Here is a 24,203-nt window from a genome sequence, read left to right as displayed (position 1 = left end):
AGAGGGAGCATACGAAACACAGAGTGGCTGAATGGCCCCTTAGCTATGACGTGTGGCAATGGCGCCTGTGACCGTTAACACAAAGAGGCAACCAGAGGGGTATATAGAACGCCTAACCAAAACTAAGGGTGCGGGTCCTTCCTCAAGGGTCCCACTTAAGGGTCCGCAGCAGCGCATTGATCCTCTATTTACGACAATTTTTTTTTGGGGGGGGTTGTTGGTCATAATTTTATTCACATCCATTGATATCGAAAAAAAACACCAATTTTAAAGTGTGGAAGTCTTTCTCACGTCCAGCTTAGAAACTCGACAATGACCAACCCTGCCCCTAGCGCAAGGGTGGTTATTCCTGGACGGATAGCAAGATATCAAAAGCGCATAAACACCACGCCGCACGTAATGCCTACATTCTTAAACCAAAAAACTAAACATCCAAAACTGACATTTGCGCACACCCTCCTGAAAGTAATTAATCTGGTTGGGGTGAAATGTGCTCAAGAGCTAGTGAACGAGCTAGATGACTCGAGAAAGCGCCTCGACATCTCTGGTTGCTATTTGATCAGTTATCTATAACCTATTTTGAATATTGGCTTTTTTGGAGGGCTTGAAGTTGCAGCTCAGTAAATATTAGCCAAATAGATATAGCACCATTGATCATTTAATAACCGGCTAGGCGAAAAGTAGTGCAAGATTCAGTAATGATTCAAAAATTTTCGGAAGTTTGGCGTGCATTGAAAAATGAAAGCGTGAGGGGAAGCGTCATAATTGCTGCAGCCGAAATCGAAGATCAGCTTGAAGAATTGTTAAAAAATAGATTTCTGCTTTGCTGCGAAAGTAGTGACTCACTTTTTGATGGCGGAAATGCGCCAGTTGGTACCATGTCATCAAAAATTGAATTGGCATATCGCACAGGTTGTATTGGTCCACAGCTTAGAAAGAGCCTTCACATACTAAGAAAATTAAGAAATGATTTTGCTCATTTATCGCAAGAAATAAGCTTCGACACTCAATCAGTCAAAGATAGAACAAGAAACCTTCTAAAATTGAACTCTGATTTTGTGGAACTGATTTGGACTGGCACCCGCGATGACATTTTTTCAGTAGCTGGCATAACAGAACCACCAAAATGCGAAGACTACTTCAGCGATATGCTAAAGAATGCTGGTTATCGGCATACCTTCGAAATATGGGCGAGTGCTGTAGCGGGGTCATTGGCTGAAAAATGCTCTGAGATAGAGCGCTTAGAAGTTGTTGGCGATGCCTAACAAAGCACTACAAGCCGTAAGTTTACTTTGCGTGCCTTTTGCGCGGCTATTGCGGCTATTGCGGCTATTGCGGCTATTATTTGCGCACACAAAGCAAGCCGTGGTTTCGCACGGAATTATGCCCTAAGGAGATAACTTGGAAATAAATGATATTGAAAACCATGGATATATAAGGCTGATTGAATTTGCAATTGCCAGAAAGAGATTTACGAAAAAAGAAGCGTACTCAAGCTGCGGGATAAGTAACACGGATTTTGATTTTATAAAGCATCAGATTTTCTCTTTGAGTGCGGCCCAGGAAAGCTATATCAGCGAAGAAGAAGAATATGAGTGGAAGCTTTCACCTGAAGCTTTTTTTAACTATCTACAGTTTCAAGAGTTCAAACATGCCGTAAAATCATCAAAGCAAGCAAAATGGATAGCAATCGCATCTATAGCTATCTCAGGCGTCCTGGCACTTGCATCAATATTTACTAGCTTTAATGCTTAGCGCCGCAAGAGACGCAGCAAGGATCAGTTATGCTACGCGCCCGGCGCCGCTGAAATGAGCGTCATACGCTCCTTAAGTACCATGCCTCTCAACCCCTTCTTTTTATAGATCGGGATACAGAGTTAGCAACCCCCGGAAATATCTTCGATTCACGGTTTTCTCATGACGCTACTAACTAATGAACAGGAACGGAAAGAATTGGTTTCCGCGCTAATAAGAGAAATGGAAGCAACTGCTCTCGATATGCGTGCGTTAATATTAGCCATGCCTCCTGAAGACCTTCTTGGATACATTTACGCTCAACGCTTGATGAAAATGAAGGATGGCACCGGCAACCATCCCGAACAGCATGACGTAAAAAAGCCTGATGACACGATTAATGACTCACAGTTTCTGCTCGAATACGTTCATGCGGTATTAGCATCAGATTCGGCAGCCGAAGAAATCGAATTCGATGAAACGAAATGCACAGAGTTGTTCGCACTAAGCTCTAAGCTGAAAGAGCAAGCCATGTCCTTTGCCATGGTCTCGTCTGCTGAAACAGGAAATCAGGATTTTGGTCCTAAGACAGCGGACATTGAATTCCACATGAAATCGACATGGGTTTTGCTAAGAGGGAATCGCTATCAGGTCCTAGAAGGTGAATTCTATAGCTACGTGCTTGCGCCCCATGATGATGTCTTGAGAGAGGTCTATGGAGTTGGGGCAACCGAGATTGCGGACGGTTTCCAAGATATGGCTAATGCTACCCGTGCAGGCCATGTGAACGCCATGGAAGAAATGATGAGACAGTTCGAATCGGCTCATAACTTTGCTAAGGAGCGGAACAAACCTCTTGAAGAAGTTATGGAGGCATGGGTTTCAGAAAATGAAGATCAATCGAAAGTCGCTGGACGAGCCATTGACGACATGTTTCGTGGTGGGGTTGCCAATGTCAGTCGTCACACGAAGTTACCGCCAGAACTATTGGCAGATCTGGCATATCAACGAGGCGAAGAGACTGAGTTCTTCGCTAAAGGCGACTTCTCTGGAACACCTTACAGGACACTACCCGTCCGCAAAAAGCCGCTAATCCAACTTGAATCCGACTACTACGCGGTCGACCCCTGCTTTACCCGAGACGCAGGTTATCGTGCACTTCTCTTTAATCTTCTGCAGAAAAAACCGGACTATAAGCACTCTTTCAAAGACCGCCAGAAGACAATGAGCGAAGGAGCTTTTCCAGACATCCTCGCCGATCAGCTGCCGGGAGCGACAATCTACCAAGAAGTTTATTATAAAGACCCCATGACTAAACAGTGGACGGAGAACGACACGCTAGTCTTGGTCGATGATGTGCTCTACCTCGTTGAAGCTAAAGCCGGCGCAGCAGCAACTATTGCTTCCCCCGAGATCGATTTCAAACGGCATGCCCAATCAGTTCAGGACTTAGTCCTTAAGGCTTATAGTCAATGCGAACGTTTCTTTAATTATCTAGATTCTGCGGATGAAGTTCCGCTTTACACTAGGACGGGCGGAAAATATGAAGAGTGTGGCCGAATTCGTCAATCTGACTATCGCTTGATGCTCCCCATTGGATTGACAGTCGAGTCATTCTCTCCCTTTTCTTCTTTTTGCAAGGATCTGCCTCAGATTGAACCGCTTCTCGGAAAGCATGCGTTCATCTCAATGTCAATTGACGATCTTTTCGTACTAAAGCGTGTGCTACCGACGCCAGGAATATTTTCTCACTACATGGAAGTGCGTCAAGCCGTTGCCGGGATGAGAGGCTCTCATCTGTTTGATGAGTTTGACCATCTTGGCGCGTACATAACGAAGAACCGCTTTGACGAAGACATTGCTGACCAAATGAGAGATGGTGGCGCGAGCTTTGTGGTTTGGAATGACATGAGCAAAATCATCGACAGAGCCTTCGAGGGTGAGAGCTGGGAAGACAATCCAATTCCGATGCAGGATTTCCCTAAAGAATTGATCAGGCTTCTCGGAGCTCTCAACACTACCCGATCAAAAGGATGGCTTGGAGCCGAGAGTCTTATCCGTAACTATGGCGAGCAAGAACGTAACGATCTTGCCAAGCTTTTGTCGGATATAGGAAAAACGGTAGGGCAGCATCCCGAGCGCTACTTCGCATTTTCTGGCAATGATCAACCACTATTCGTCTGGATGCAGAGTTCAGAGCATCCAGTCGAATGGCAAAAAATCAATGACAAGGCAAGCGCCGTTGCACTGTCTACAAAGGCTAAGGAGGCTGTAGGCGTATTTATTGAGATTGGCAACGGCGACGCCTATACAAAAGCTGAATGCTTTAAGGCTAATGCTCCTTCTGTGCAGTCTGAAAAAAATGCCCACATTTTTGAAGACGCTAAACGCATCAGTGAAAGAATCTCAAATGTAAGTTCACCACAGGCAGTAGCTTCGTCGAAACCCATTCGCTCAAGGAAAGTAGGTCGTAATGAACCTTGCCCGTGCGGAAGCGGAGCGAAATACAAGAAGTGCCATGGACGCTAACAGTTAAAGAATCCAACCCTGCCTACGGCTTTTCGCTAAGCGCTCGACAGGCTTAGACTGTGTCATACCGGTCCCTCAGGAGCATCTGCACCACTCGAGCTAGGGGCCAGTACTCTCACAAAACATTAGGCACCTGACATGGATGGACGGGTTTAGTGACTGGTTCTGAAAGACACTGATAATGAAATCTTTATAAATCAATAAGTTGGAGAAGCTTTTCAACTCCCGCCATCCACCAAATTAAAAAGGCCGGTTACCGCAAGGTAACCGGCCTTTTTAATTTGGTGAGCTGTCGCGAGTGGAACGCTTAGCGAGGGTTCGATCAACGCGCGCAGCGCGTTAAGACAGCCGCAGGCTGCCCCGCAGGGGTGAGGAGCGCAAGCGACGAATCACTCCCGCCATACGGGCTAGCAGTGCCCTGCTCCATTTTTTGACGAAGCTACTCGCAAAGCGCAGAGACACTCCAAGTTTTAGACTTCACACATAACAGTGTTAATTGAAACGTCAAAATTTTACTCTGACCCCAAAATGCAGGTAGCGAACCACAAGCTGGTAGAACGGCTCGCCGATCATGCCGTTCTCGTCGGCAAACAGCACGGTGTATTACATCCCCTCGGGAAAGCCGCTGAGATAATTTTCCAGAGAGGGGGAAAAGCGGAAAATCAGAAAGCTCGCCGGATCATCGGGCAGCATGATGATCGCGGTAAATAGCTTTAGCAGTAGCAATAGCACGGTGATGACCAACAGGGCCAGCGGTAGCTTAAGGTTTGTTAAGGCCATGCTTGTTCCTCATCCTGTTGAGCTTGTCCATTATCAAGTTTCCCGAGTGGTGCAAGACAATACTGTCGAAATCCCAGTCGGAGACCAGCTGACTGACCTTTGGACTCTTCAAGCCCCATTAGGAGCGCTCAACCACACTATGCTTTTTATTGATCGCATTCCTGGTCTGCATCTCCTTAGATGTTGGAGACATAAAATTTCCTTATTTAAGCGATTCTTTTGCACTATCGTCCCAACTGAGCTTTTCAGTACCCGATACGGAACCGCGCTATTTTATACACATATTCATACCCTTTTCAGCGCCGCACCGCCCAACGTCAATGTTTCCAGAACTCTCGACGATCAGTAATCTCACACTTTTCAAGATCTAACAGTCGTCAGAGAATGGCTACGCCAAGCAACGCCATATTTGACCTACGCGTAGGTTAAACAGCTCGGCTAATAAGCAGAGATACAATCAGCTCAGCAAACGCCAAATTACTACCGCACCACAAATGCCTTCAACTAGAGCATTCCCTTCGGCATTGATGTAAAGGAGACAAGCCACCCTGCGACCATCCAGGAACGTGTCTATAGCTCGCCAATCTGGTACACCCCGAATTAGCACTGGGTGACGTAGGAAGTCAGTTGGAGATCCCGAGGAGACAAGAAAGCATGGGCCCTTTAGACAACTTTTCGACTCCCGCCATCGAATAATCAGCTCGCTACCAAGCTTCATTAAGCATCTCGGTTAAAAGATATTCCTGCCAAAACTTTACTCTGCCCCCAACTTTCTCTAACAGAATTTCCGAAGCAATAGGCGGGAACTTCAACAGACCTGTATATCCAATCTTCACAACCAATGAAAGATATCTACTCTTAAATTAATTATTCGCTGCAAGCTCAGGAAAGTACAAAAAATCTGAAATATGTGCAGGCAACAGCAAACAGATTCCCCGGACAAAGTCAGCCAATAGCGCGTGACGTTGCTTTTTTCCGATCTAGCTACAGAAACCACAGGAGCCCAATCGCGATGAATCGGAGGATTTTTAAACCTGTTGCACGGGTATTGACAGCGACGGTGCTTTTAACTGGCGCATTGTTTACCGGAATTGTGGATGCGCAGGACAAGAAACCCAATATCCTAGTCATTTGGGGCGACGATATCGGTCACGACAATGTCAGCGCCTATCACCGAGGCATGCTGGATTACAACACACCCAATATCGACCGTATCGCGAAGGAAGGTGCGCTCTTTACCGACCACTATGCGCAGCAATCGTGCACCGCTGGCAGGGCCTCCTTCGCGCTTGGGCAAAATCCGTTTCGCACAGGTCTTTTGACGATTGGTATGCCGGGCGTTGACCATGGCGTACGCATCGAAGACCCGACCCTTGGTGAGCTGCTGAAAAACTATGGTTATCAAACAGGACAATTTGGTAAGAATCATCTCGGCGACCTGAACAAGTATTTACCGACGGTGCGTGGCTTCGACAGGTTCTACGGCAATCTTTACCATTTGAATGCCGAGGAAGAGCCTGAAAACTACGACTATCCCAAGGAATTTAACGGCAAGAGCTTTCGTGAACAGTTCGGCCCACGCGGGATGCTGGATTGTGTGGCGACCGACAAGGTCGACACAACCGTGGAACCGCGCTGGGGCAAAGTCGGCAAGCAGAAATGCATCGACACGGGCCCGCTCACCGTCGAGCGCATGAAGACCGTTGAGGAAGAGGTTACCGCCAAGGCGCTCGAATGGATGGAAGCTGCGGTAAAAGCGAACAAGGCGTCGGGTGGTGAGAAGCCCTTTTTCATGTGGTTCAACTCGACACGCGGCCACGTCTGGGTACACCTGAGCAAGGAGCAGTATCATAAGACCGGCAAGGGCGTTTTCCCTGACGCTATAGATGAACTCGACTGGGAGACCGGCCAACTGCTCGACAAGCTCGATGAACTGGGTGTAGCCGACAACACCATCGTGCTGTGGTCCACCGATAACGGCGCTGAGATTTTTACCGGTCCGGACATGGGCGGCATGCACGCCTTCCGGGGCGAGAAAGGTCTGACCACCGAGGGCGGCTTCCGTGTTCCGCAACTTATCCGCTGGCCCGGGCATATCAAGCCGGGCAGCATCTTCAACGGCATTACCTCGCACATCGACTGGATGCCGACCCTGCTGGCGGCGGCCAACGGTGGTAAAGACTCCGGCATTCAGGAAGCGCTGAAGAAAGGCGGCTTCAAGGCCGACGGCAAAACCTTCAAGGCGCATCTCGACGGCTACAACCTGCTGCCCTACCTGACCGGGAAAGCGGAGGACAGCCCGCGTGACAGAATTTACTACTTCGACGCGGACGGCGGTCTCAATGCCGTTCGCTGGCACCAGTGGAAAATTACCTTCACCGATATGTCGGGTAATCTCTCGACGGCCTACCATAACCATACAAGTTGGCCGTACATCACCAATCTACGCCTCGACCCCTACGAGCGCTGGCAGGACCAGGCGGATATGTATATCCACTGGTTTGGCAAGCGCATGTACCTGATGGGGCCCGCGCAGACACTGGTGAAAGAGGAACTCGAGTCCCTGAAGGAATTCCCGCCGGCCCGTGGCTCTAGCCTCAGCCTCGGCGACCTGCTGGATAAAATCCAGTACGCGCCACCGGGTCAATGAGACCGGAACACGTAGGGTAAACCGGATATGCCCGCTCGATGACACGATAAGAGTATGGACGCAACAAGACATGAAGCTTACGCCAGTGTGTATGGCAGTCGCCCTCGCGATCTCCTCTACCAACCTTTGGGCTGCCGGCGAAACAACAAAGGGGTTCTCCTACGACAAGGAACGACTCCCTAGTGCCAAACCCTGGACTTCTCAGCCGCTTCAAAATGATCCCGCCGAATTTCAGTTCGTCGTCATCGGCGACCGTACCGGAGGCGCCAATCAGGAAGGCACCTTCAGACTCGCGATCGACCAGCTCAACCTGCTTCTGCCCGAGTTTGTCATCAATGTCGGTGATCTGATTGAGGGATACAGTGACGACAAGGCGGAACTGAATGCCGAGTGGGATGAAGTGGACAAGCTGCTGGGCGAGCTCAAAATGCCGTTCGTGCGCACGCCCGGCAACCACGACATCGCAAACAAAACCGCGCAGCAGGTATGGAAGGATCGGCATGGCGCCACCTACTACCACTTCGTGTACAAGGACGTGTTGTTCATGGTTCTCGATAGCGAGGACCCGCCCCGAGCAGCGCCCGAAGGGATGAAAGAAAAGCTGGACCTGTACAACAGGCTGCAGGTCGAAGACCCGGCCAAGGCCAGGGAGATGCTGGCGGAGTTTATGTCTGACGAGGCGGTGGTCGCCGCTCTCGGCAAGCCCGTCGAGTTTGGCGAAAAGCAAGTGGCGTGGATCAAAAAGACTCTCGCCGACAATCCGGACGTGCGCTGGACCTTCCTGTTCCTCCATGAGCCTGCCTGGGAGAATGCGTCCGCTAGCTTCAAGGCGATCCAGGGAATGCTCAAGACTCGCAAGCACACCTTTCTCGCCGGCCACCTGCATTACTACGACTACGATTTACTCGATGGTTCCGAGCACATCACGATGGGCCCCGCCGGAGCCTCGTTCCATCAGGAAGGGCCCGGTAACGTGGATCACATCATGTGGATAACCATGACCGAGGACGGCCCCCAGATCGGTAATATCGCCCTCAAGGGAATCTTTGATCGCAAAGGACTCGATCCAGAGTTATTCGGTGCCTATGACCGCAAGGGCGCGGATGACAAAGAGAAGCCCAAAAAGCAAGAATGATTTGAACGGGCGAATAACAAGAACGCACTAGCCGAAAACCGCCACCAGGGTCTCCTCCGCCTTATCGCATTCCCCAAAAAAGCTAAAGTGGAATGCACAGCAGCAGATCATTGCGAGGACCCCACCATGATATTGATAGAGTTTCTGGTGGTACTCATCTTTATCTACATTGGCGCCAGAATAGGCGGGATCGGGATTGGCCTGGCAGGTGGGGCTGGCGTTATTGTTCTTGCTCTGCTGGGCGTTCCCACCAGCGAATCATTTATCCCCGTTGACGTGATCCTGATCATTATGGCGGTGATCACTGCCATAGCGGCGATGCAGATTGCCGGTGGCATGGATTGGTTAGTGGGCATAGCCGAAAACTTCCTGCGTAAACACCCAAGCCGAATTACTTTTTACGCGCCTTTGGTGACCTACCTGATGACACTCATGGCGGGCACCGGGCACACGGCCTTTTCCACCTTACCGGTCATCGCCCAGGTGGCGAAGGAACAGGGTGTACGCCCTTCTCGGCCACTGTCCATCGCGGTGATTGCCTCGCAAGTTGCCATCACTGCTTCTCCTATCTCGGCGGCTGTGGTCGCCTTTGCTGCCATGCTCGCCCCCTACGGTATCGACTACCTGCAGCTACTTGCCGTATGCATCCCCAGTACGTTTCTCGCCTGTATGATTGGCGCCTTTGTCGCTGGGTTTATGGGCCGTGAGCTTAAGGACGATCCCGTTTACCAGCAGCGCCTGGCCGAAGGGAGTATTCGTGCACAGAGCTTGCATCAACAGGCACTGTTGCCCAGTGCAAAGCCTGCCACTCTTATATTCCTGACGGCGTTACTGGTCATCGTCTGTTACGCCGCTGCGATTTCGGATTCCGTTGCGCTTATTCAAAACCCGCCTCTCGGTCGCAATGAAGCGATCCTGTCGGTCATGCTTGCCGCTTCAGCAGTGATCGTTTGTTTGACGAAAACGGATGCGTCGCTGATACCCAATGCAGCAACCTTTAAATCCGGTATGACCGCCTGCGTTTGCGTATTGGGCGTGGCATGGCTGGGTTCAACATTTGTTGAGGCTCATGTGGAAGAGATTAAACACACCGCCGGTAATTTGTTGTCCCAATATCCCTGGATGCTGGCGCTGACATTGTTCTTTGCGTCTATGTTGCTCTACTCCCAAGGCGCAACCACCGTCGCCCTGATGCCTGCCGCACTGACGATCGGCGTTGCACCACTGACTGCCGTCGCCTCCTTCGCCGCGGTGAGCGCACTGTTTGTATTGCCCACCTATCCGACACTGATTGCCGCTGTGGAGATGGATGACACAGGTTCAACACGTATTGGTCGGTTTGTGTTTAACCACCCGTTTCTAATTCCCGGCGTAGTCACGATTGTTTCCGCCGTCGTGCTCGGTTTTGCTTTCGGGAGTGTGATTTTGTAGTGTCTGGCCTGCCTTTCTGACATAGATTCCGGCATAGATCCGAAAGCTGATCTGTTCATCCGATGACGGTGAACTAACACTGCTCTGTTGTGGCGAGACCAGTTGTTGGGAGTTTCGAAACCAGGATGCAGGTACCCGATAAATACATGGCCGAAATACATGACCGAGAACAGACTCATTGACTCCCAGAGGGCCAGGCAGTCCAAACAGAAAGCGTGACCAACCAGTACCGCAACTGCAAGAAATACTTTGACTTAGCCCAACTAGGGGCATACAGTGGCCTCAGTAAAAAGTAAGTCTCTTGTTTAAATCCTCAGTTTCGTCGCATCCGTTTTACTTCGTCCTGTAGCATCTAAATTCCAGTCTTTTTTTGCTGTCCGTGCCTCTAACGGCATATCTTTATTTGTTTACAGGAAATTATCATGTCTAAAACGACAACCGGCACTGTTAAGTGGTTTGACGAAACCAAGGGTTTTGGCTTTATTGAACAGCAGTCTGGCCCTGATGTTTTCGCGCATTTCAGCGCGATCGCAAGTTCTGGCTTCAAAACCCTGACTGAAGGTCAGACTGTTGAGTTCTCCGTAACTCAAGGCCCTAAAGGCCCGCAAGCTGAAAATATCGTTTGCACCTGAGCCAACCAGGCTCGCATACAGCCGGCCATATACCGGTCCGCTGCTGAGTGGCCTTAGATGCCACTCAGGTTGAGATACCCTCTCTAGATACACTCCTAGTCGTTATCTCATCCTGAAAGACGGGCATTCAGACTGATCACAGTATGAATGCCCGACTGCAATACCCCTCAACTTCGTTGAGCAATCTCCGCCTGCATACCTTGCCGAGTAACACCTGATCTGTCCCTACATATCACTCAAGTTTTTACCAAGCGCAATCTTATTGGCGGTTTTCCCAAGAGGAAATCATGAGTAAATCTCCAATAGCTGCGTTTAATCCGCTGGACGCCGAAAAATACAGCAACCCAATTCCCGCGCGCGAGTTCATTATGAGCTTGCTCGAAAAAAACAAAAAAAAGCTTGATCGGGAGCAGCTGGCGAATGCCCTGCACCTGTCCTCTGACGAAGAGAAAGAGGCTCTGCGCCGCCGACTGCGCGCAATGGAACGCGACGGGCAAATTCTTTTCGAGCACCGCAAAGGCTACAGTCTGGTCAAACAGGAAGACCTGTTGATTGGGCGCGTGATCGGACATCCGGACGGCTTCGGGTTTCTGAGCAGTGACGCATCCGAAGAAGATCTGTTTTTATCCGATAACGAAATGCTGACCGTATTTGACGGCGATCGCGTGCAGGCTCGAATCAGTGGCACCGACCGCCGCGGCCGCAAAACCGGTGCTATCGTGAAGGTCCTCGAGCGCAACACCAGCCACCTGGTTGGCCGTCTGCAGCTTGAAGATGACCACTATTTTCTCAAGCCGGAAAACACCCGGATTGCCCACGAGATTGACCTTGATCGCGACCAGTTGATGGGCGCCAAGCCGGGCCAGTATGTTTCCGTAAAGATCATCGACTTTCCCAACCGTCGCTACAACGCGTTCGGACGTGTGACCGAATTACTCGGCGACGCGATGGGCCCGGGTATGGAGATCGATGTCGCCATCCGCAGCCACGATATTCCCCACCATTGGCCGAAGGACACCCTGCGCTCAGCAAAGCAGCTCGGCCATAAAGTGCCCGAGGCGGACAAACTGCACCGTGCAGACTTGCGAGATCTGCCGTTTGTGACCATCGATGGTGACGACGCCAAGGATTTCGACGATGCGGTGTACTGTGAAAAAGAAGCCTCTGGCCGCTGGCGTCTGTTCGTAGCGATTGCCGATGTCTCTCACTACGTTGCCCCGGGCAGCGCACTCGACCAGGAAGCGCAGAAGCGCGCAACATCCGTGTATTTTCCCGGTCGTGTAGTGCCGATGCTGCCGGAATCCCTCTCCAATGGTTTGTGTTCGCTCAATCCACAGGTAGACCGGCTGGTGATGGTCTGCGAGATGACATTCAGCAAAACCGGGAAAATGACCGCTTACACCTTTTCCGAAGGTGTTATTCACTCCCATGCCCGGCTTACCTATAACCAGGTGAACGCCTTCATCACGGCACCGGATTCCGGTCTGGGACGGCAGACGGCTCGTAAACTCAAAGACACGGCGCCACATATTCACGCGCTGCACGGGCTATACGCGGTTTTGAAGAAGACCCGTGCAAAACGCGGTGCAATGGATTTTGAAAGGCCGGAAGTACAGTTCGAATTCACCGAAGACCGCAAGATCGAGCGGATAGTCCCGGTAGTCCGCAACGATGCGCACAAGATGATCGAGGAGTTTATGCTGAGCGCCAATGTCGCTACCGCAGACTTCCTCAAGCGGCAGAAGATGCCGACCCTGTATCGCGTGCATGACGGTCCGCGAGACAAGAAGCTGACCAGCTTGCGCGCATTCCTGAACGACAAAGGGCTCAAACTGGGCGGCGGCAGCAAGCCTTCGACGGCGCATTACGATCAGCTACTGAGTAATATTGGCCAGCGCGCCGATGCGCAGACCATCCGCACCATGATGCTGCGATCCCTCAGTCAGGCGGAGTACAGCCCGGATAACCGCGGTCATTTTGGCCTGGCGTATTCCGCGTATGCGCACTTCACCTCGCCCATTCGCCGCTACCCGGACCTGCTGGTGCATCGAGCCATTCGCTCGGTAATCCGCCGGGAAAAACAGCGCAATCCGCTCCGTCGGGCACTAAGTTATGTCTTCGGTGCGAGCAGTGCACCAGTACAGCGATTCGAGCACGCGGCACCCCTCGCACCCGGAAAAAGTTACCCCTACGACAAGCCGGCCATGCAGACACTCGGGGCACACTGCTCCAACGCTTCACGCCGCGCGGACAAAGCGAGCTGGGATGTAGAAGCCTGGCTGAAGTGCGAGTTTATGCAGGAATTTATCGGTGAGACGTTTTATGGCTTTGTCGGCAGCGTTACGCCCTTTGGCCTGTTTATCGAGCTTGAAGATCTTCAGGTTGAAGGTCTGATACACATATCCGCGCTCAAAAACGATTTTTACAACTTCGATGCAGCCACGCAACGTCTTGTTGGCGAGCGCGACAACACCAGCTTTGCCATCGGCGATGCCGTCGAAGTGCGCGTCGCGGCGGTCGATATGGAACGACGTAAAATCGAATTTACGCTGGCCAAATAGCAGCAGACACGAAACCGGCCAACTGCCCTAAAGTGAGAATGCCCGATATCGGAGGATAACGGGCATTTTTTGATTTAGCGGTCTGGAATAATTACGAAAATTAAAGCTCATTCAGGTTATTCATCAACTGGTAGAAGAAGGCGATAGAACGACCATATTCGCCCACCAGAATACGTGCATTAACTCCATGAAAACCTGCGAACTCTTTCATCGATTCGAGCTGTATACCGGTGGTTGTGTAAACAATCGGGGCAAATGGGCACGGACTCGTCAATCACAAAAGTGATTTCTTTAATACCGCGCCGGTATCATTCGGGGAACACTTTCTCGTTATTACCGCGTCGCAGGCGACTGAAGTACTGCAGCTCCCAGGGCCTTAGTGCCACCAGCAGGCTGGAGCCATAGCGCTCGTCCAGTGCGAGAGCAGTGTCCGCATCGTGCAGTTCGTCGAACTGTTGCAGTAGCTTATCCATTTTCTTCATCAGTTCGGCATTCGCCGCCCGCGACAGCATACCGGTGCGGAATACAAGCTTTTCCCCCGGACCGGCAAAGCTGGATGCCAGGAACTCCGGCTGCACTTCCTTTTGAAACAACCGTTGGATAGGCCCATTGGGACGCCAGCGGAATTCTTTCGCCACAATCACCCGGTAGCGATTTAGCGGCAACAGCTCGATCAGCTTCAGCCGATCGAGACGCGCGAGTAACTGGATGCACTCGGTCTCACTCAACTCGTAGGTCTCGAGTATCTGCTCAATGGACCAGTAATTGAGTACACATACCGCCATCAGTAACAGGTGGGGATCGGCCGCCACTTCGCGCTCCTGCTCGTCACTGAGCGTGGCAATACCCCGTCGCGCTTCTGCCGCTTTGCGTACCAGCTCGGAGAAATCCAGGCCGGCGATCTGGCACAGCGATTCAAGCCGCGCAATGGACAGGGTGCCGCCGGTAAACATTCTTTTGATACTGCTTTCAGACAGCGCCAACTGACTGGCGATCTGCGCGTACGTAATCCCCCGTGCCTTCAGCTCGCGCTTCAGGGTTTTCATCAAAGCCTGTACCTGACTCATCTCGCCGGATCCCTGTGTATTCGAGTACGACCGCCCCCTAAAAGTATCACTAAACGATACTTTTCGGTCCGTTTTACGGAACTCTAACGGATACAGGTGATTCCTACGAGCCCTTGCCGATAAATTCTCCGGCGATGGGAGCCACTTCGGCTCGCCATTCCATGCAGCCCGAAACGGCATACGGAGGAACCGACAATGCGACGTTTATGGAACAACCCTATCGGCTGGTGCCTGTGTTTAATTCTGAGTGCAGTGGCGCCCCAGTTGGCCACCGCCGCTGGCCTGCTGACACCGACCGACAGCAACCTGCCACAGCTCGAGATCAGGGAGCACCATGTCAATGTGGTGATTGAAGACGGCTACGCCATCACCGAGGTGGATCAGACCTTTGCCAACCCCCACGACCAACAGCTGGAAGCCGTCTACACCTTCCCGGTACCGGAGAAAGCCTCGGTGGGTGAATTCACTTTCTGGATCGACGGCAAGCCGGTTACCGGTGAAGTGCTGCCCCGAAAACAGGCGCGCGACCTGTATGAACAGGAAAGGTCCCAGGGCAGACGGACCGCGCTGACGGAGCAGGATGAATATCGCAGTTTTGACAGCCGTGTCTATCCGGTACTGCCCAATGACACGGTGCGAATCCGCCTGGTCTACATCCAGCCGGTACATGCCGAACTGGGTATCGGACGCTACGTGTATCCGCTGGAAGAAGGTGGTGTGGATGAGGAGCGCATGGCATTTTTCACTTATCAGGCGCATGTGCAGGAGGCGTTCAGTTTCAAACTGACCATGCGCTCGTCCTATCCTATCGACCAGTTCCTGTTACCGGCGCACCCGCAGGCGCAGGTGCAACGCGCGTCTGATCAGGAGTGGCAGGTATCGTTCGCCAACACCGCGGGTGCCACGGCACTGACCAACGAAGAAAGCGGAACCACAGCGCCCGTCTCCGCGACCGCTGCCACAGGTACTGGCGCATTTACCCTGGACAGGGACATCGTCGCCTACTGGCGGCACCAGCCGGGGCTCCCCGGTGCGGTGGATATGGTCACCTACCGCGCCGAGGGCAGCGATCGCGGCACCTTTATGCTGACGCTGACCCCCGGGGATGATCTGGGTGAAATATCCGAGGGGAGAGACTGGACTTTTGTGCTGGATCTCTCCGGTTCCATGGCCGGGAAATACCACAGCCTTGCCGAGGGTGTGCGCAAAGGGTTGGGAAAACTGCAGCCGCAAGACCGCTTCCGAATGGTGTTGTTCAATGATCAGGCCCACGAACTGACCAACGGCTATGTTGCGGTAAACGATGCCAACGTGGCGCATTACCTGCAAAAATTGGAAGCGGTGCAGCCAGACGGTGGCACCAATCTGTTCGCTGGCCTGAAAGCGGCATACCGGGGACTCGACGCCGACCGTCCCAGCGCGGTGATCCTGGTAACCGATGGTGTCGCCAACGTAGGCGTGGTCGCGAAAAATGCGTTTCTGGAATTACTCGAGCAGCACGATATCCGCCTGTTCACCTTCGTCATGGGCAACAGTGCCAACCGCCCCCTGCTTGAGGGGATGGCAAAAGTCTCCAACGGCTTTGCCATGAACATATCCAATAGCGATGACATCTCCGGACGTCTGATTCAGGCAGCAGACCAACTGCGCCATGAATCTTACCGGGACCTTTCACTCACCATTTCCGAAAATAAGTCGGGAAACAAGTCCGGGATCAAGGTGCGCGATCTCAGCCCTGGCCGAATCGGCACCCTGTATCGCGGCCAGCAGCTGATCGTGTTCGGTCACTATTGGGGCGATGGCGCGGCGAAGCTCGATATTGAGGGCAAGGTTTCAGGCCGTCAGGTTCATTACCGCTCCGACCTCCAGTTCCCGGCAACCGATACCCGCAATCCCGAGCTGGAAAGATTATGGGCGTATGCCGCCATAGAAAACATCCAGAATCGCATGGATTATCTGGGCCACGACGCCGACAGCGAAGACGCCATCGTCGATCTCGCGGTGGAGCACGGACTGGTAACCCCATACACCTCTATGGTGGTCGTGGAAGAATCGGTATTCGAGCAACTCGGTGTTGCGCGTAACAATAACGCCCGCGTAAAACGGGAAAGGACAGCCCGCGAAAATCGCGCCGTGGCACCGGTACAGGACAACCGCCAGGACAGTGCCCAGCCCGCCTTCAACAGTAACCGCGCCTACCCGCGCAGCAGCGGCGGATCCGGTGGACCTGTTCTGATTTTGCTGTTGCTCGCCCTGGTCATGGCGCGCTTGCGGTCATCCAGGAACGCCACAGGTAAATAGTCAGCCACCATGTAACCGGGGCCCTCAAGAGGCCCCGGAAAATCATGCACATAATTCAGCTAACCGGCAGCAGAAGAACTATTTCGCTCCCACCAGTAACAATGCCGTGAAAAATTTGGCGACAGCCTGCGGTTTTCGGAAAATTTCGCAGTTCAAACTTTCAGGTAGAAATATCTCCCGCCACCAAATCGGAAACCCCTAAAACAACAAAGTAATTTCCGATATTGAAACTATGCACGCAAGAGAATTGGCAATACTTTTTGTCCAGATCAAAAAAAATGACAATAAATTACATTACTTAAAATAGTCACCAACGTTAAATCCTCCCTTTTGATCGAAACCAGCTCTCAATTTAAGGGAGACACTATTCTCCTTACCTTTCGATAACTATCAGGTTGTCGCACATTGATTGCCACCCCCAACCGCCATTGATACTGTTGCCGGGCACACTGAACGACCACGCTGTTCCGGTCATTCGAAAATAAAAATTGCGAATGGACGAGCAAAGATCATGAAAAAACTTTTTTTACGCCAAAACGTTTTATCCACTGCCATTTTCTCCGTGGTCACTGCGGCTACCCCGCAGGTGCTGTTCGCCGCGGAAGAAAATGCCATGGAGGAGATTGCCGTTGTCGGCTCCCGTATTCAGCGCAATGCGGAATTCGAGACGGCAACACCGATTCAGGTAATGGATCGCGAGGCCATAGAAAAATCTGGCTACACCAATCTGCAGCAGATGTTTGAAAAGAATCCGGCGGCGGGTAACGGGACCTTTTCCACGCGCGGAAACAACCAGGACTCCACCGCCAACGGCGCGGCGGCAGTCAGTCTTCGCGGTATGGGCGCCGATGCCACCCTGGTGCTGGTGAACGGGAAACGGGTGGCCATCAGTGCGTTTGCCGAGAGCATCACTACCAACTTTGTGGATATCAATAGTATTCCCATCGCGGCGATTGAACGGGTGGAAGTACTGAAAGATGGCGCCTCGGCCATTTACGGCTCCGATGCGGTGGCGGGCGTGGTCAACCTGGTACTGCGCAAAGACTTTGAAGGGGCCGAGGTCGCGGTCGATTTCGGCGGCGCCGATGGTTACGACGAGCAGTCCGTGTCTGCGGTCTGGGGTGTGAACGGTGACGACTCAAACATCACCCTGATCTTTGATCACCACAGTAACTCGACCCTTGCCAGTGTGGAGCGCAAAGGGTTAGACACCGCCGACCAATCCTTCCGCGGCGGTATGGACTTCCGTTCCTCCCGCGGCTATCCCGGCCGTTTTATTGTCGACGGCGAAACCACCATTGACCCCAACTGCCCCGAGGGCAGCGCTTTCGGCCAGACCTGTGTTTACGATTACGGCCCGTGGACGCTGCTGACACCGGAAGCCGAGCGCACCGGACTTCTGATGCTCGGTCACGCACAGCTCACCGACAGCGTCGAGTTCTTCAGCGTAATCTCAGTGCAACACAATACGTCGATCGCTCAGGGCGCGCCGACACCCCTGGACGAAGATGCCGGGCTCACGGTGCCCGTCGATCACCCGGACAATCCGTTTACCGGCGCCAGCAGTGTCAACGTCGGCCGCTACCGCACCGTCGATGCGGGCGCGCGCCAGTGGGATATCGAAACCGATAACCTGCGCGGTGTGTTTGGACTGCGCGGAACCATTGGCGAATGGGACTGGGAAACTTCGGTGCAACGCTCGCGCAGCGAATCCACCCAGAGCGGCGATCGCTCCCAGGGTTGGGTGCGCACCGACCTGCTGCAACAGGAAATTGACGCGGGCCGCTACAACCCCTTCGGCGGGGTACAGAATCCGCAGTCGGTGATTGACGCCATCACCACCAGTTTGGTGCGCCAGGGTAAATCCGAATTGCGCAGTTTGGACTTCACCATCAGCGGCGAACTTTTCGATACCGCCAATGGCGCTATTGCCATGGCCGCCGGTCTTGAACGCCGGGAGGAAAGCGCGTCCGATATCCCCGACGACCAGTTCCAGCGCGGCCTGATTTTTGGCACCGAGTCGGTGTCCGCCGCGGCGAGTCGGGATATCAATTCGGCCTTCGTCGAGTTTGCCATTCCCCTGGCGGCCAACCTGGATCTGACCCTCGCCGGCCGCTACGACGATTACAGCGATTTTGGCAGCACCACCAACCCAATGATCAACCTGCTGTGGACCGCCAGTGATGCACTGTCGCTGCGCGCCTCCTGGGGTACCGGTTTCCGCGCACCGTCTCTGGCGCAGATCGGCCTGGGCCCGTCCCAGGAATCCCTGTTCTTTATCGACACCTATGGCTGCGCCATCAACGAGGCCTACTGTGCCAGCACCGACTACAACATCGTATTTTCCGGCAACGAGGATCTGGAGGCGGAAGAGTCCGAGTCCTTTAATCTGGGCGCGGTAATCAAGCCGCTCGACAATATGCAGCTGTCACTGGACTTGTGGCGTATTACCCAGGAAGGCAAGATCGATGCGGTACCTTTCGGCTACCTGTACAGCCAGTTCTGTAACGACCAGAACAGTAGCGTCTGCGTCCGCTCTGCAGCGCTACCTGGCGAGTCGCTCGGTTCCCTGCAATCCATCAACAGCGGCTTTATCAATATCGGCGAGCAGAATGTGTCCGGGATTGACCTGAGTATGGTGTATTCGGCGCTGACGGTCGCCGGTGGCGACCTCGGCCTGCGCCTCGACTACTCCTATCTTGCGGAGTTTGAGCGGGTGGAACTGAATTCCGCCGGTGACGCTTTCGTAAGCCGGGAACTGGCCGGTGAGTACGAGTATCCCGAGCACCGCTGGGCGGCCTCCGCCGACTGGGCTCGCGATACCTTTGCCTTCACCCTTGGGCTGAACTATATCGGCGAATTTGAGGACACGCCCGATATCGACTTTGATGGCACCCTGGACTACGACACCAACAAATCCCGTATGGTGGATTCGTTTATGACCGTGAACCTGCAGGCCCGTTATACCGGCTTTGAAAATCTGGTGCTGAGCCTCGGCGCTGACAACGCCCTGGATGAGAAGCCCCCCTTCGCCATCGGTGACGGCGACTCGGACCTGTACGGCTACGTATCCAGCCAGCACGATCCGCGCGGTCGCTTTGTCTACGGCAAGGTGACGTACAACTTCTGACGCCTCCTGCACTGTGGCATTGATCCGGGGAGGGCTTACGCCCTCCCCATACCTTCACTCACCATACCTTCACTCACCATACCTTCACACCCCTTCACTCACCATATCTTCACACCCCTTCTCTTCCCGGGCTTCCCGCGCCGAGAATACCGAAATGACCGTACGCTGCTCCCCGGTACTCCTCCAGGTGGTGGCGAGAAATATCAAATTCTATTGCCTGTGCTCCTCTATCCTCGCTGTGATACATCGACATCCAACAATAAGAACTGTGAAAACCTCCAGAGGAGCGTCTGCGGTGAGCGAGAAATTTGATTTTGACCAGGTCATCATCGGATCCGGTTTTGGCGGTTCCTGCAGTGCCCTGCGCCTGAGCGAAAAGGGCCACCGGGTGCTGATGCTGGAGAAAGGCAAGCGCTGGAAAGACAAGGATTTCTCCAACAACTCCTGGAACATCAAGAAGTTCCTGTGGGCTCCCAAGCTGGGGCTGACCGGCACCATCCAGGTGAGCATGACCAGCAAGGTGACCGCGCTGCACGGCGCCGGTGTCGGCGGCGGTTCGCTGATTTACGCCAATGTGCATCTGATCCCCACCGACGAGGTGTTCGAGTCCGAGCCCTGGTCGCGGGTACACAAGGACTGGAAACAACGCCTGCTGCCGTTTTACGGCCTGGCCCAGCGCATGATCGGCGTAGCCAAGAACCCCTACGGCAACGCTGCCGATGAGACCCTGAAGGAAACCGCCCGCCGCATGGGCCGTGAGGACTCTTTCCAGGTGGTGAACACCGGTGTGCTGTTCCCGGAAGATCCGGAAGACAAGAGCGGCAAGGACCGCGGCGACCCCTATTTCAATGGCGATGGTCCCGAGCGCAACAGCTGCCAGCACTGCGGCGGTTGCATGATGGGCTGCCGCCACAACGCCAAGAACACCCTGGAGAAAAACTACCTTTGGTTTGCCGAGCGCAACGGCGTGGAGATCCGCGCGGAGAGCGAGGTCACCCGCATCGAGCCGCTGCCCAATGCCGAAGGCGTGCGCGATGGCAGCGCCGGGTACGAGCTGACGGTACAGAGCTCCACCGCGTTGCTGTTCAAGAAACCGTACAAGATCCGCACCCGCGGTGTAGTGGTCTCCGCCGGTGTGTTTGGCACTATCCCGCTGCTGCTGAAGGCCCGCGACAAGGACCGCACCCTGCCGAATCTCTCAGCGCAGCTCGGCCGCCAGGTGCGCACCAACTCCGAAACTCTGATCGTCGCCACCAGTGACTACAAGGATAAAAACGGCAAACCGCGGGAAGTCTGTGAAGGCCCCGCCATCACCAGCATGTTCGACCCGGACGACGAGACCCGCATCGAGATCGTGCGCTTTGCGCCCTATGGGGATTTCAACTTTGCCCTGCAGAGCGCGGTGCCGATTACCGAATCCAACGGCCGTGTGCCGCGGCAAATCAGTATGCTGGTCAGCATGCTGCGCCAGCCGCTCAAGTCGCTGCGCATGCTCAACCCGGTGGGCAAGTCCCGCAACAGCATCATCTTCCTGGTAATGCAGACCAAGGACAGTTTCGTGCATGTGAAATCCGGCAAGTGGCCGTTCCGCTGGCGTGTGACCCAGGAAGCCGGTGACTCGCCGCTGTCGAACTACTTCCCCATCGCCCATGAGACCGCGCGTCACTATATCGACGCTGCCGGCGGCGGTACCGCCGGTAACGTGGTCACCGAAGTATTGACCGGTGCGCCCAGCACCGCGCACCTGATGGGCGGTGTGGCCATCGGCAGCAGCGCCGACAATGGTGTTGTGGACGACACCGGTGCGGTATTCGGCTACCAGAACCTGCGCGTTATCGACGGCTCACTGATTCCCGGCAACCTGGGGGTCAATCCGTCGCTGACCATTCTCGCCCTGAGTGAATACGCCTGGTCGAAGGCGCCGGTGTTCAACCGCGAGCGCGCGGAAAAAATCACCCCGGTGCGCTTTTCCGAAGCGCTGCCTGGCAATATGTCCGCGCTGACCGGTAGCGGTGACCTGCACGGCGTCATCTGCCGCAGCGGCGTTGCGGATACCGCGACAGATACAGCCACCACTGACGAGCCGGTCGCAGGCTGAAGCGTGACCGGCAAGACTTGACTCCTTTCGCCACTGCGCGCATTTTGCTCCGACGCAGAAGAGAAGATGCAGGTACAGGTTTTGCCGCGTATGACCACCCATTCCGTTCGACTCGCCTCCTTCGATGGTATCCGTGAAAGCGCGCTTGAACTCGGTGTCGACCCGGAACCGATTTTTCGTAGCAATGGCTTGCCACCGGCAGGCGAGTACAACCCCGACGCCCGCATTCCCTATATCGCACTGATCAATACCCTGAACAGGTTGGCGGAGGCTACCCGCACGCCGCACTTTGGTCTGCTGGTAGCGCGCAGGCAGCCGCTGACCACCATGGGGCTACTTGGCGCCGTCGCTGCCGAGGCCCCCACGGTTGGCCAGGCTATTGCCGATATCGGCGACCATCTCAAGGTGCATATCAACGGCGCGCGGGCGATCTGCGAGGTTGAGAAAGAGATTGCCACCTGGCGGGTCGCGGTGGATCTCGAAGGCGCACCGGACCTTAAACAGAAACATCTGCTGTCCGTCGGGCTGGGCTTTAATATTCTCCGGCAATTGCTGGGACCAGGCTGGCTGCCCAGCCGCGTCCAGTTCGACCATGCACAGCCGGAAGATGTGCGGCCGTACAAGCAGTTCTTCCGCTGCCCGGTCCTGTTCGGCCAGGAGTTTTCCTGCCTGTGTTTTCCCAGTGAACTTTTGCAAAGAACCAACGGCGACAAAGGTGTGTCCGGCTGCTCCGACTACGGACAGCTCAAGTCGGCACTTGAAATCAGCGAACAGTCACTGGCGGGCGGCTTTGCAGCTACCTTCCAGAACACCACCCGGGAAGCCATCGAACAGGGAACCCTTTCGCTGGACCATGTGGCCGCGGCACTGGATATGTCACGGCGTACCCTGCATCGCCGATTGCACGAGGAACTCGGTACCAATTTCCGCGAGGCCTCAGACAAAATCCGGATTCAGCTGGGGATGAAATACATCCGCAATACCACCCTGCCCCTGAGCGACATCGCAGATATACTCGGCTACTCGGAACTGGCGGCCTTTTCCCGTGCGTTCAAACGCAAAGTGGGCTGTTCGCCGAAACAGTGGCGCGCTGTGGCCTGATACAGACACGGTGCCCTACGTATAACCGGTAGCCAGTAAACCCCTCGATAAAAAATCCGCAAAAGAAAAACCGCAAAAGCCACCAAAAGGACACACCGTGGAATTACCAGCATTGGCCGCCCGCGCGGCATCCGCGATTCGCGAGGCCGACGGCCTCCTGATTAGCGGTGGCGCCGGTATGGGTGTGGACTCCGGGCTGCCGGATTTTCGCGGTAATGAAGGCTTCTGGCGCGCTTATCCGGCATTGGCGGATGCCGGTCTGTCGTTTGTCGAGATTGCCGACCCCCAGCACTTCCACAACCACCCCGAGCGCGCCTGGGGCTTTTACGGCCATCGTCTGAACCTCTATCGCCAGGTACAGCCGCACACCGGGTTTAATTTATTGCTGGCGATCGCCGAACAACTGCAGAAGGACTATTTCGTCTTCACCAGCAATGTGGATGGTCATTATCAAAAGGCGGGATTTGATCCGGAAAAAATCTTCGAGTGCCACGGCTCGATCCACCACCTGCAGTGCGCACAGGACTGCAGCAGCAGTATCTGGCAGGCAGAGCAGGAGAGCATTCACATCGATGAGCAACGCTGCCTCGCTGTCGGTGCAATGCCACAGTGCCCAGACTGCGGCGGCGTAGCCCGCCCGAATATCCTGATGTTCGGAGACTGGCACTGGAATTCCCGACGCGCGGAATTGCAGCAGGCCAGGTACGAAAAATGGCTGCAACGCGCCGGCAACCTGGTCACCATCGAATGCGGTGCCGGCACCGCCATACCCACGGTGCGCAATCAGGGAGATTATCTCGACGGCACCCTGATCCGGATAAATCCCCGAGAATCACAATCCGCCCACCCCAATGCCATCAGCATGGCAACAGGCGCCAGGGAGGCGATCACCCTGATCGCAAGCGAGCTGGGCATTTCTTAATGCCGGTGAAATATACAGCCGTTTTTACTCCTGACACGTGATTTACCATAGCCAGTTTCTCCCCCTATGCCGGATTTCACGAGCTGTTACATAAAAGCTTCCGCTACTTGCCTCCGAGTTACTTTCGCGAAC

The 24,203-nt window shown here is 54.0% G+C and carries 16 protein-coding genes; 14 read left to right on the top strand and 2 right to left on the bottom strand.

The genetic code is table 11. The annotated features are described in order from the left end of the window. The first annotated feature begins 683 nt into the window (after positions 1-683). From PVT68_RS15670 to PVT68_RS15660, 3 genes are all read left to right on the top strand, one after another. Positions 684-1,265 carry a hypothetical protein gene (locus PVT68_RS15670; protein ID WP_280319623.1) on the top strand — a complete coding sequence of 194 codons (582 nt, stop codon included), beginning with the start codon at positions 684-686 and terminating at the stop codon, positions 1,263-1,265. Positions 1,266-1,401: 136 nt separating this feature from the next. Then, positions 1,402-1,755, top strand: coding sequence for a hypothetical protein (locus tag PVT68_RS15665; RefSeq protein ID WP_280319620.1), 354 nt, complete (start codon positions 1,402-1,404; stop codon positions 1,753-1,755). Positions 1,756-1,917: 162 nt separating this feature from the next. After that, the gene (locus tag PVT68_RS15660) at positions 1,918-4,263 is read left to right on the top strand and encodes a YecA family protein (protein ID WP_280319617.1); all 2,346 of its coding nucleotides are present in this window, start codon (positions 1,918-1,920) and stop codon (positions 4,261-4,263) included. 603 nt (positions 4,264-4,866) lie between these two features. On the opposite strand, the gene PVT68_RS15655 is transcribed toward PVT68_RS15660, so the two are convergent. Next, entirely contained in the window at positions 4,867-5,043 is a 177-nt protein-coding gene (locus PVT68_RS15655; protein WP_280319614.1) for a hypothetical protein, read from the bottom strand. Positions 5,044-5,554: 511 nt separating this feature from the next. Between PVT68_RS15655 and PVT68_RS18430 the strand changes: the two genes are divergently transcribed. The 6 genes from PVT68_RS18430 to rnr all read left to right on the top strand — a co-directional run bounded on the left by PVT68_RS18430 (position 5,555) and on the right by rnr (position 13,452). Beyond that, entirely contained in the window at positions 5,555-5,647 is a 93-nt protein-coding gene (locus tag PVT68_RS18430; protein WP_407666157.1) for a DUF3604 domain-containing protein, read from the top strand. Between the two features lie 408 nt (positions 5,648-6,055). Further along, complete coding sequence (locus PVT68_RS15650; protein ID WP_280319612.1) at positions 6,056-7,693, top strand: arylsulfatase; 1,638 nt, start codon at positions 6,056-6,058, stop codon at positions 7,691-7,693. A gap of 70 nt (positions 7,694-7,763) precedes the next feature. After that, positions 7,764-8,828, top strand: coding sequence for a metallophosphoesterase family protein (locus PVT68_RS15645; RefSeq protein WP_280319609.1), 1,065 nt, complete (start codon positions 7,764-7,766; stop codon positions 8,826-8,828). A gap of 126 nt (positions 8,829-8,954) precedes the next feature. Then, the gene (locus tag PVT68_RS15640; RefSeq protein WP_280319607.1) at positions 8,955-10,259 is read left to right on the top strand and encodes an anaerobic C4-dicarboxylate transporter; all 1,305 of its coding nucleotides are present in this window, start codon (positions 8,955-8,957) and stop codon (positions 10,257-10,259) included. Positions 10,260-10,681: 422 nt separating this feature from the next. Continuing rightward, the gene (locus tag PVT68_RS15635) at positions 10,682-10,891 is read left to right on the top strand and encodes a cold-shock protein (protein WP_280319604.1); all 210 of its coding nucleotides are present in this window, start codon (positions 10,682-10,684) and stop codon (positions 10,889-10,891) included. Positions 10,892-11,178: 287 nt separating this feature from the next. Continuing rightward, on the top strand, positions 11,179-13,452 hold the full coding sequence (rnr, locus tag PVT68_RS15630; protein WP_280319601.1) for a ribonuclease R: 2,274 nt from the start codon (positions 11,179-11,181) through the stop codon (positions 13,450-13,452). A gap of 308 nt (positions 13,453-13,760) precedes the next feature. On the opposite strand, the gene PVT68_RS15625 is transcribed toward rnr, so the two are convergent. Then, positions 13,761-14,519 (bottom strand): helix-turn-helix domain-containing protein, encoded by a 759-nt coding sequence (locus tag PVT68_RS15625; protein WP_280319598.1) that lies wholly within the window; start codon positions 14,517-14,519, stop codon positions 13,761-13,763. Positions 14,520-14,714: 195 nt separating this feature from the next. On the opposite strand from PVT68_RS15625, the gene PVT68_RS15620 reads away from it, so the two are divergent. From PVT68_RS15620 to PVT68_RS15600, 5 genes are all read left to right on the top strand, one after another. After that, positions 14,715-16,820, top strand: a complete 2,106-nt coding sequence (locus PVT68_RS15620; RefSeq protein ID WP_280319596.1) for a VIT and vWA domain-containing protein — start codon at positions 14,715-14,717, stop codon at positions 16,818-16,820. A gap of 511 nt (positions 16,821-17,331) precedes the next feature. Beyond that, complete coding sequence (locus PVT68_RS15615; RefSeq protein ID WP_280319594.1) at positions 17,332-19,950, top strand: TonB-dependent receptor; 2,619 nt, start codon at positions 17,332-17,334, stop codon at positions 19,948-19,950. Positions 19,951-20,245: 295 nt separating this feature from the next. Beyond that, the gene (locus PVT68_RS15610) at positions 20,246-22,048 is read left to right on the top strand and encodes a GMC family oxidoreductase (RefSeq protein WP_280319590.1); all 1,803 of its coding nucleotides are present in this window, start codon (positions 20,246-20,248) and stop codon (positions 22,046-22,048) included. A gap of 90 nt (positions 22,049-22,138) precedes the next feature. Beyond that, positions 22,139-23,149 (top strand): AraC family transcriptional regulator, encoded by a 1,011-nt coding sequence (locus PVT68_RS15605; RefSeq protein WP_280319587.1) that lies wholly within the window; start codon positions 22,139-22,141, stop codon positions 23,147-23,149. 97 nt (positions 23,150-23,246) lie between these two features. Further along, positions 23,247-24,071 carry an SIR2 family NAD-dependent protein deacylase gene (locus PVT68_RS15600; protein ID WP_280319584.1) on the top strand — a complete coding sequence of 275 codons (825 nt, stop codon included), beginning with the start codon at positions 23,247-23,249 and terminating at the stop codon, positions 24,069-24,071. The last annotated feature ends 132 nt before the right edge of the window (positions 24,072-24,203 follow it).

The organism is Microbulbifer bruguierae, assembly GCF_029869925.1.
In the GTDB taxonomy this organism is placed as follows: domain Bacteria; phylum Pseudomonadota; class Gammaproteobacteria; order Pseudomonadales; family Cellvibrionaceae; genus Microbulbifer; species Microbulbifer bruguierae.
Note: the sequence above shows the minus strand (reverse complement) of the source record. Positions and strands in the feature narration are given on the sequence as shown.

Bases quoted from the DNA above. Each gene is read 5' to 3' on its own strand.
- PVT68_RS15625 (WP_280319598.1), bottom strand. From the start codon at position 14,519: ATGAGTCAGGTACAGGCTTTGATGAAAACCCTGAAGCGCGAGCTGAAG.
- PVT68_RS15640 (WP_280319607.1), top strand. From the start codon at position 8,955: ATGATATTGATAGAGTTTCTGGTGGTACTCATCTTTATCTACATTGGC.
- PVT68_RS15655 (WP_280319614.1), bottom strand. From the start codon at position 5,043: ATGGCCTTAACAAACCTTAAGCTACCGCTGGCCCTGTTGGTCATCACC.
- PVT68_RS15635 (WP_280319604.1), top strand. From the start codon at position 10,682: ATGTCTAAAACGACAACCGGCACTGTTAAGTGGTTTGACGAAACCAAG.
- PVT68_RS15660 (WP_280319617.1), top strand. From the start codon at position 1,918: ATGACGCTACTAACTAATGAACAGGAACGGAAAGAATTGGTTTCCGCG.
- rnr (WP_280319601.1), top strand. From the start codon at position 11,179: ATGAGTAAATCTCCAATAGCTGCGTTTAATCCGCTGGACGCCGAAAAA.
- PVT68_RS15645 (WP_280319609.1), top strand. From the start codon at position 7,764: ATGAAGCTTACGCCAGTGTGTATGGCAGTCGCCCTCGCGATCTCCTCT.
- PVT68_RS15605 (WP_280319587.1), top strand. From the start codon at position 22,139: ATGACCACCCATTCCGTTCGACTCGCCTCCTTCGATGGTATCCGTGAA.
- PVT68_RS15615 (WP_280319594.1), top strand. From the start codon at position 17,332: ATGAAAAAACTTTTTTTACGCCAAAACGTTTTATCCACTGCCATTTTC.
- PVT68_RS15650 (WP_280319612.1), top strand. From the start codon at position 6,056: ATGAATCGGAGGATTTTTAAACCTGTTGCACGGGTATTGACAGCGACG.
- PVT68_RS15620 (WP_280319596.1), top strand. From the start codon at position 14,715: ATGCGACGTTTATGGAACAACCCTATCGGCTGGTGCCTGTGTTTAATT.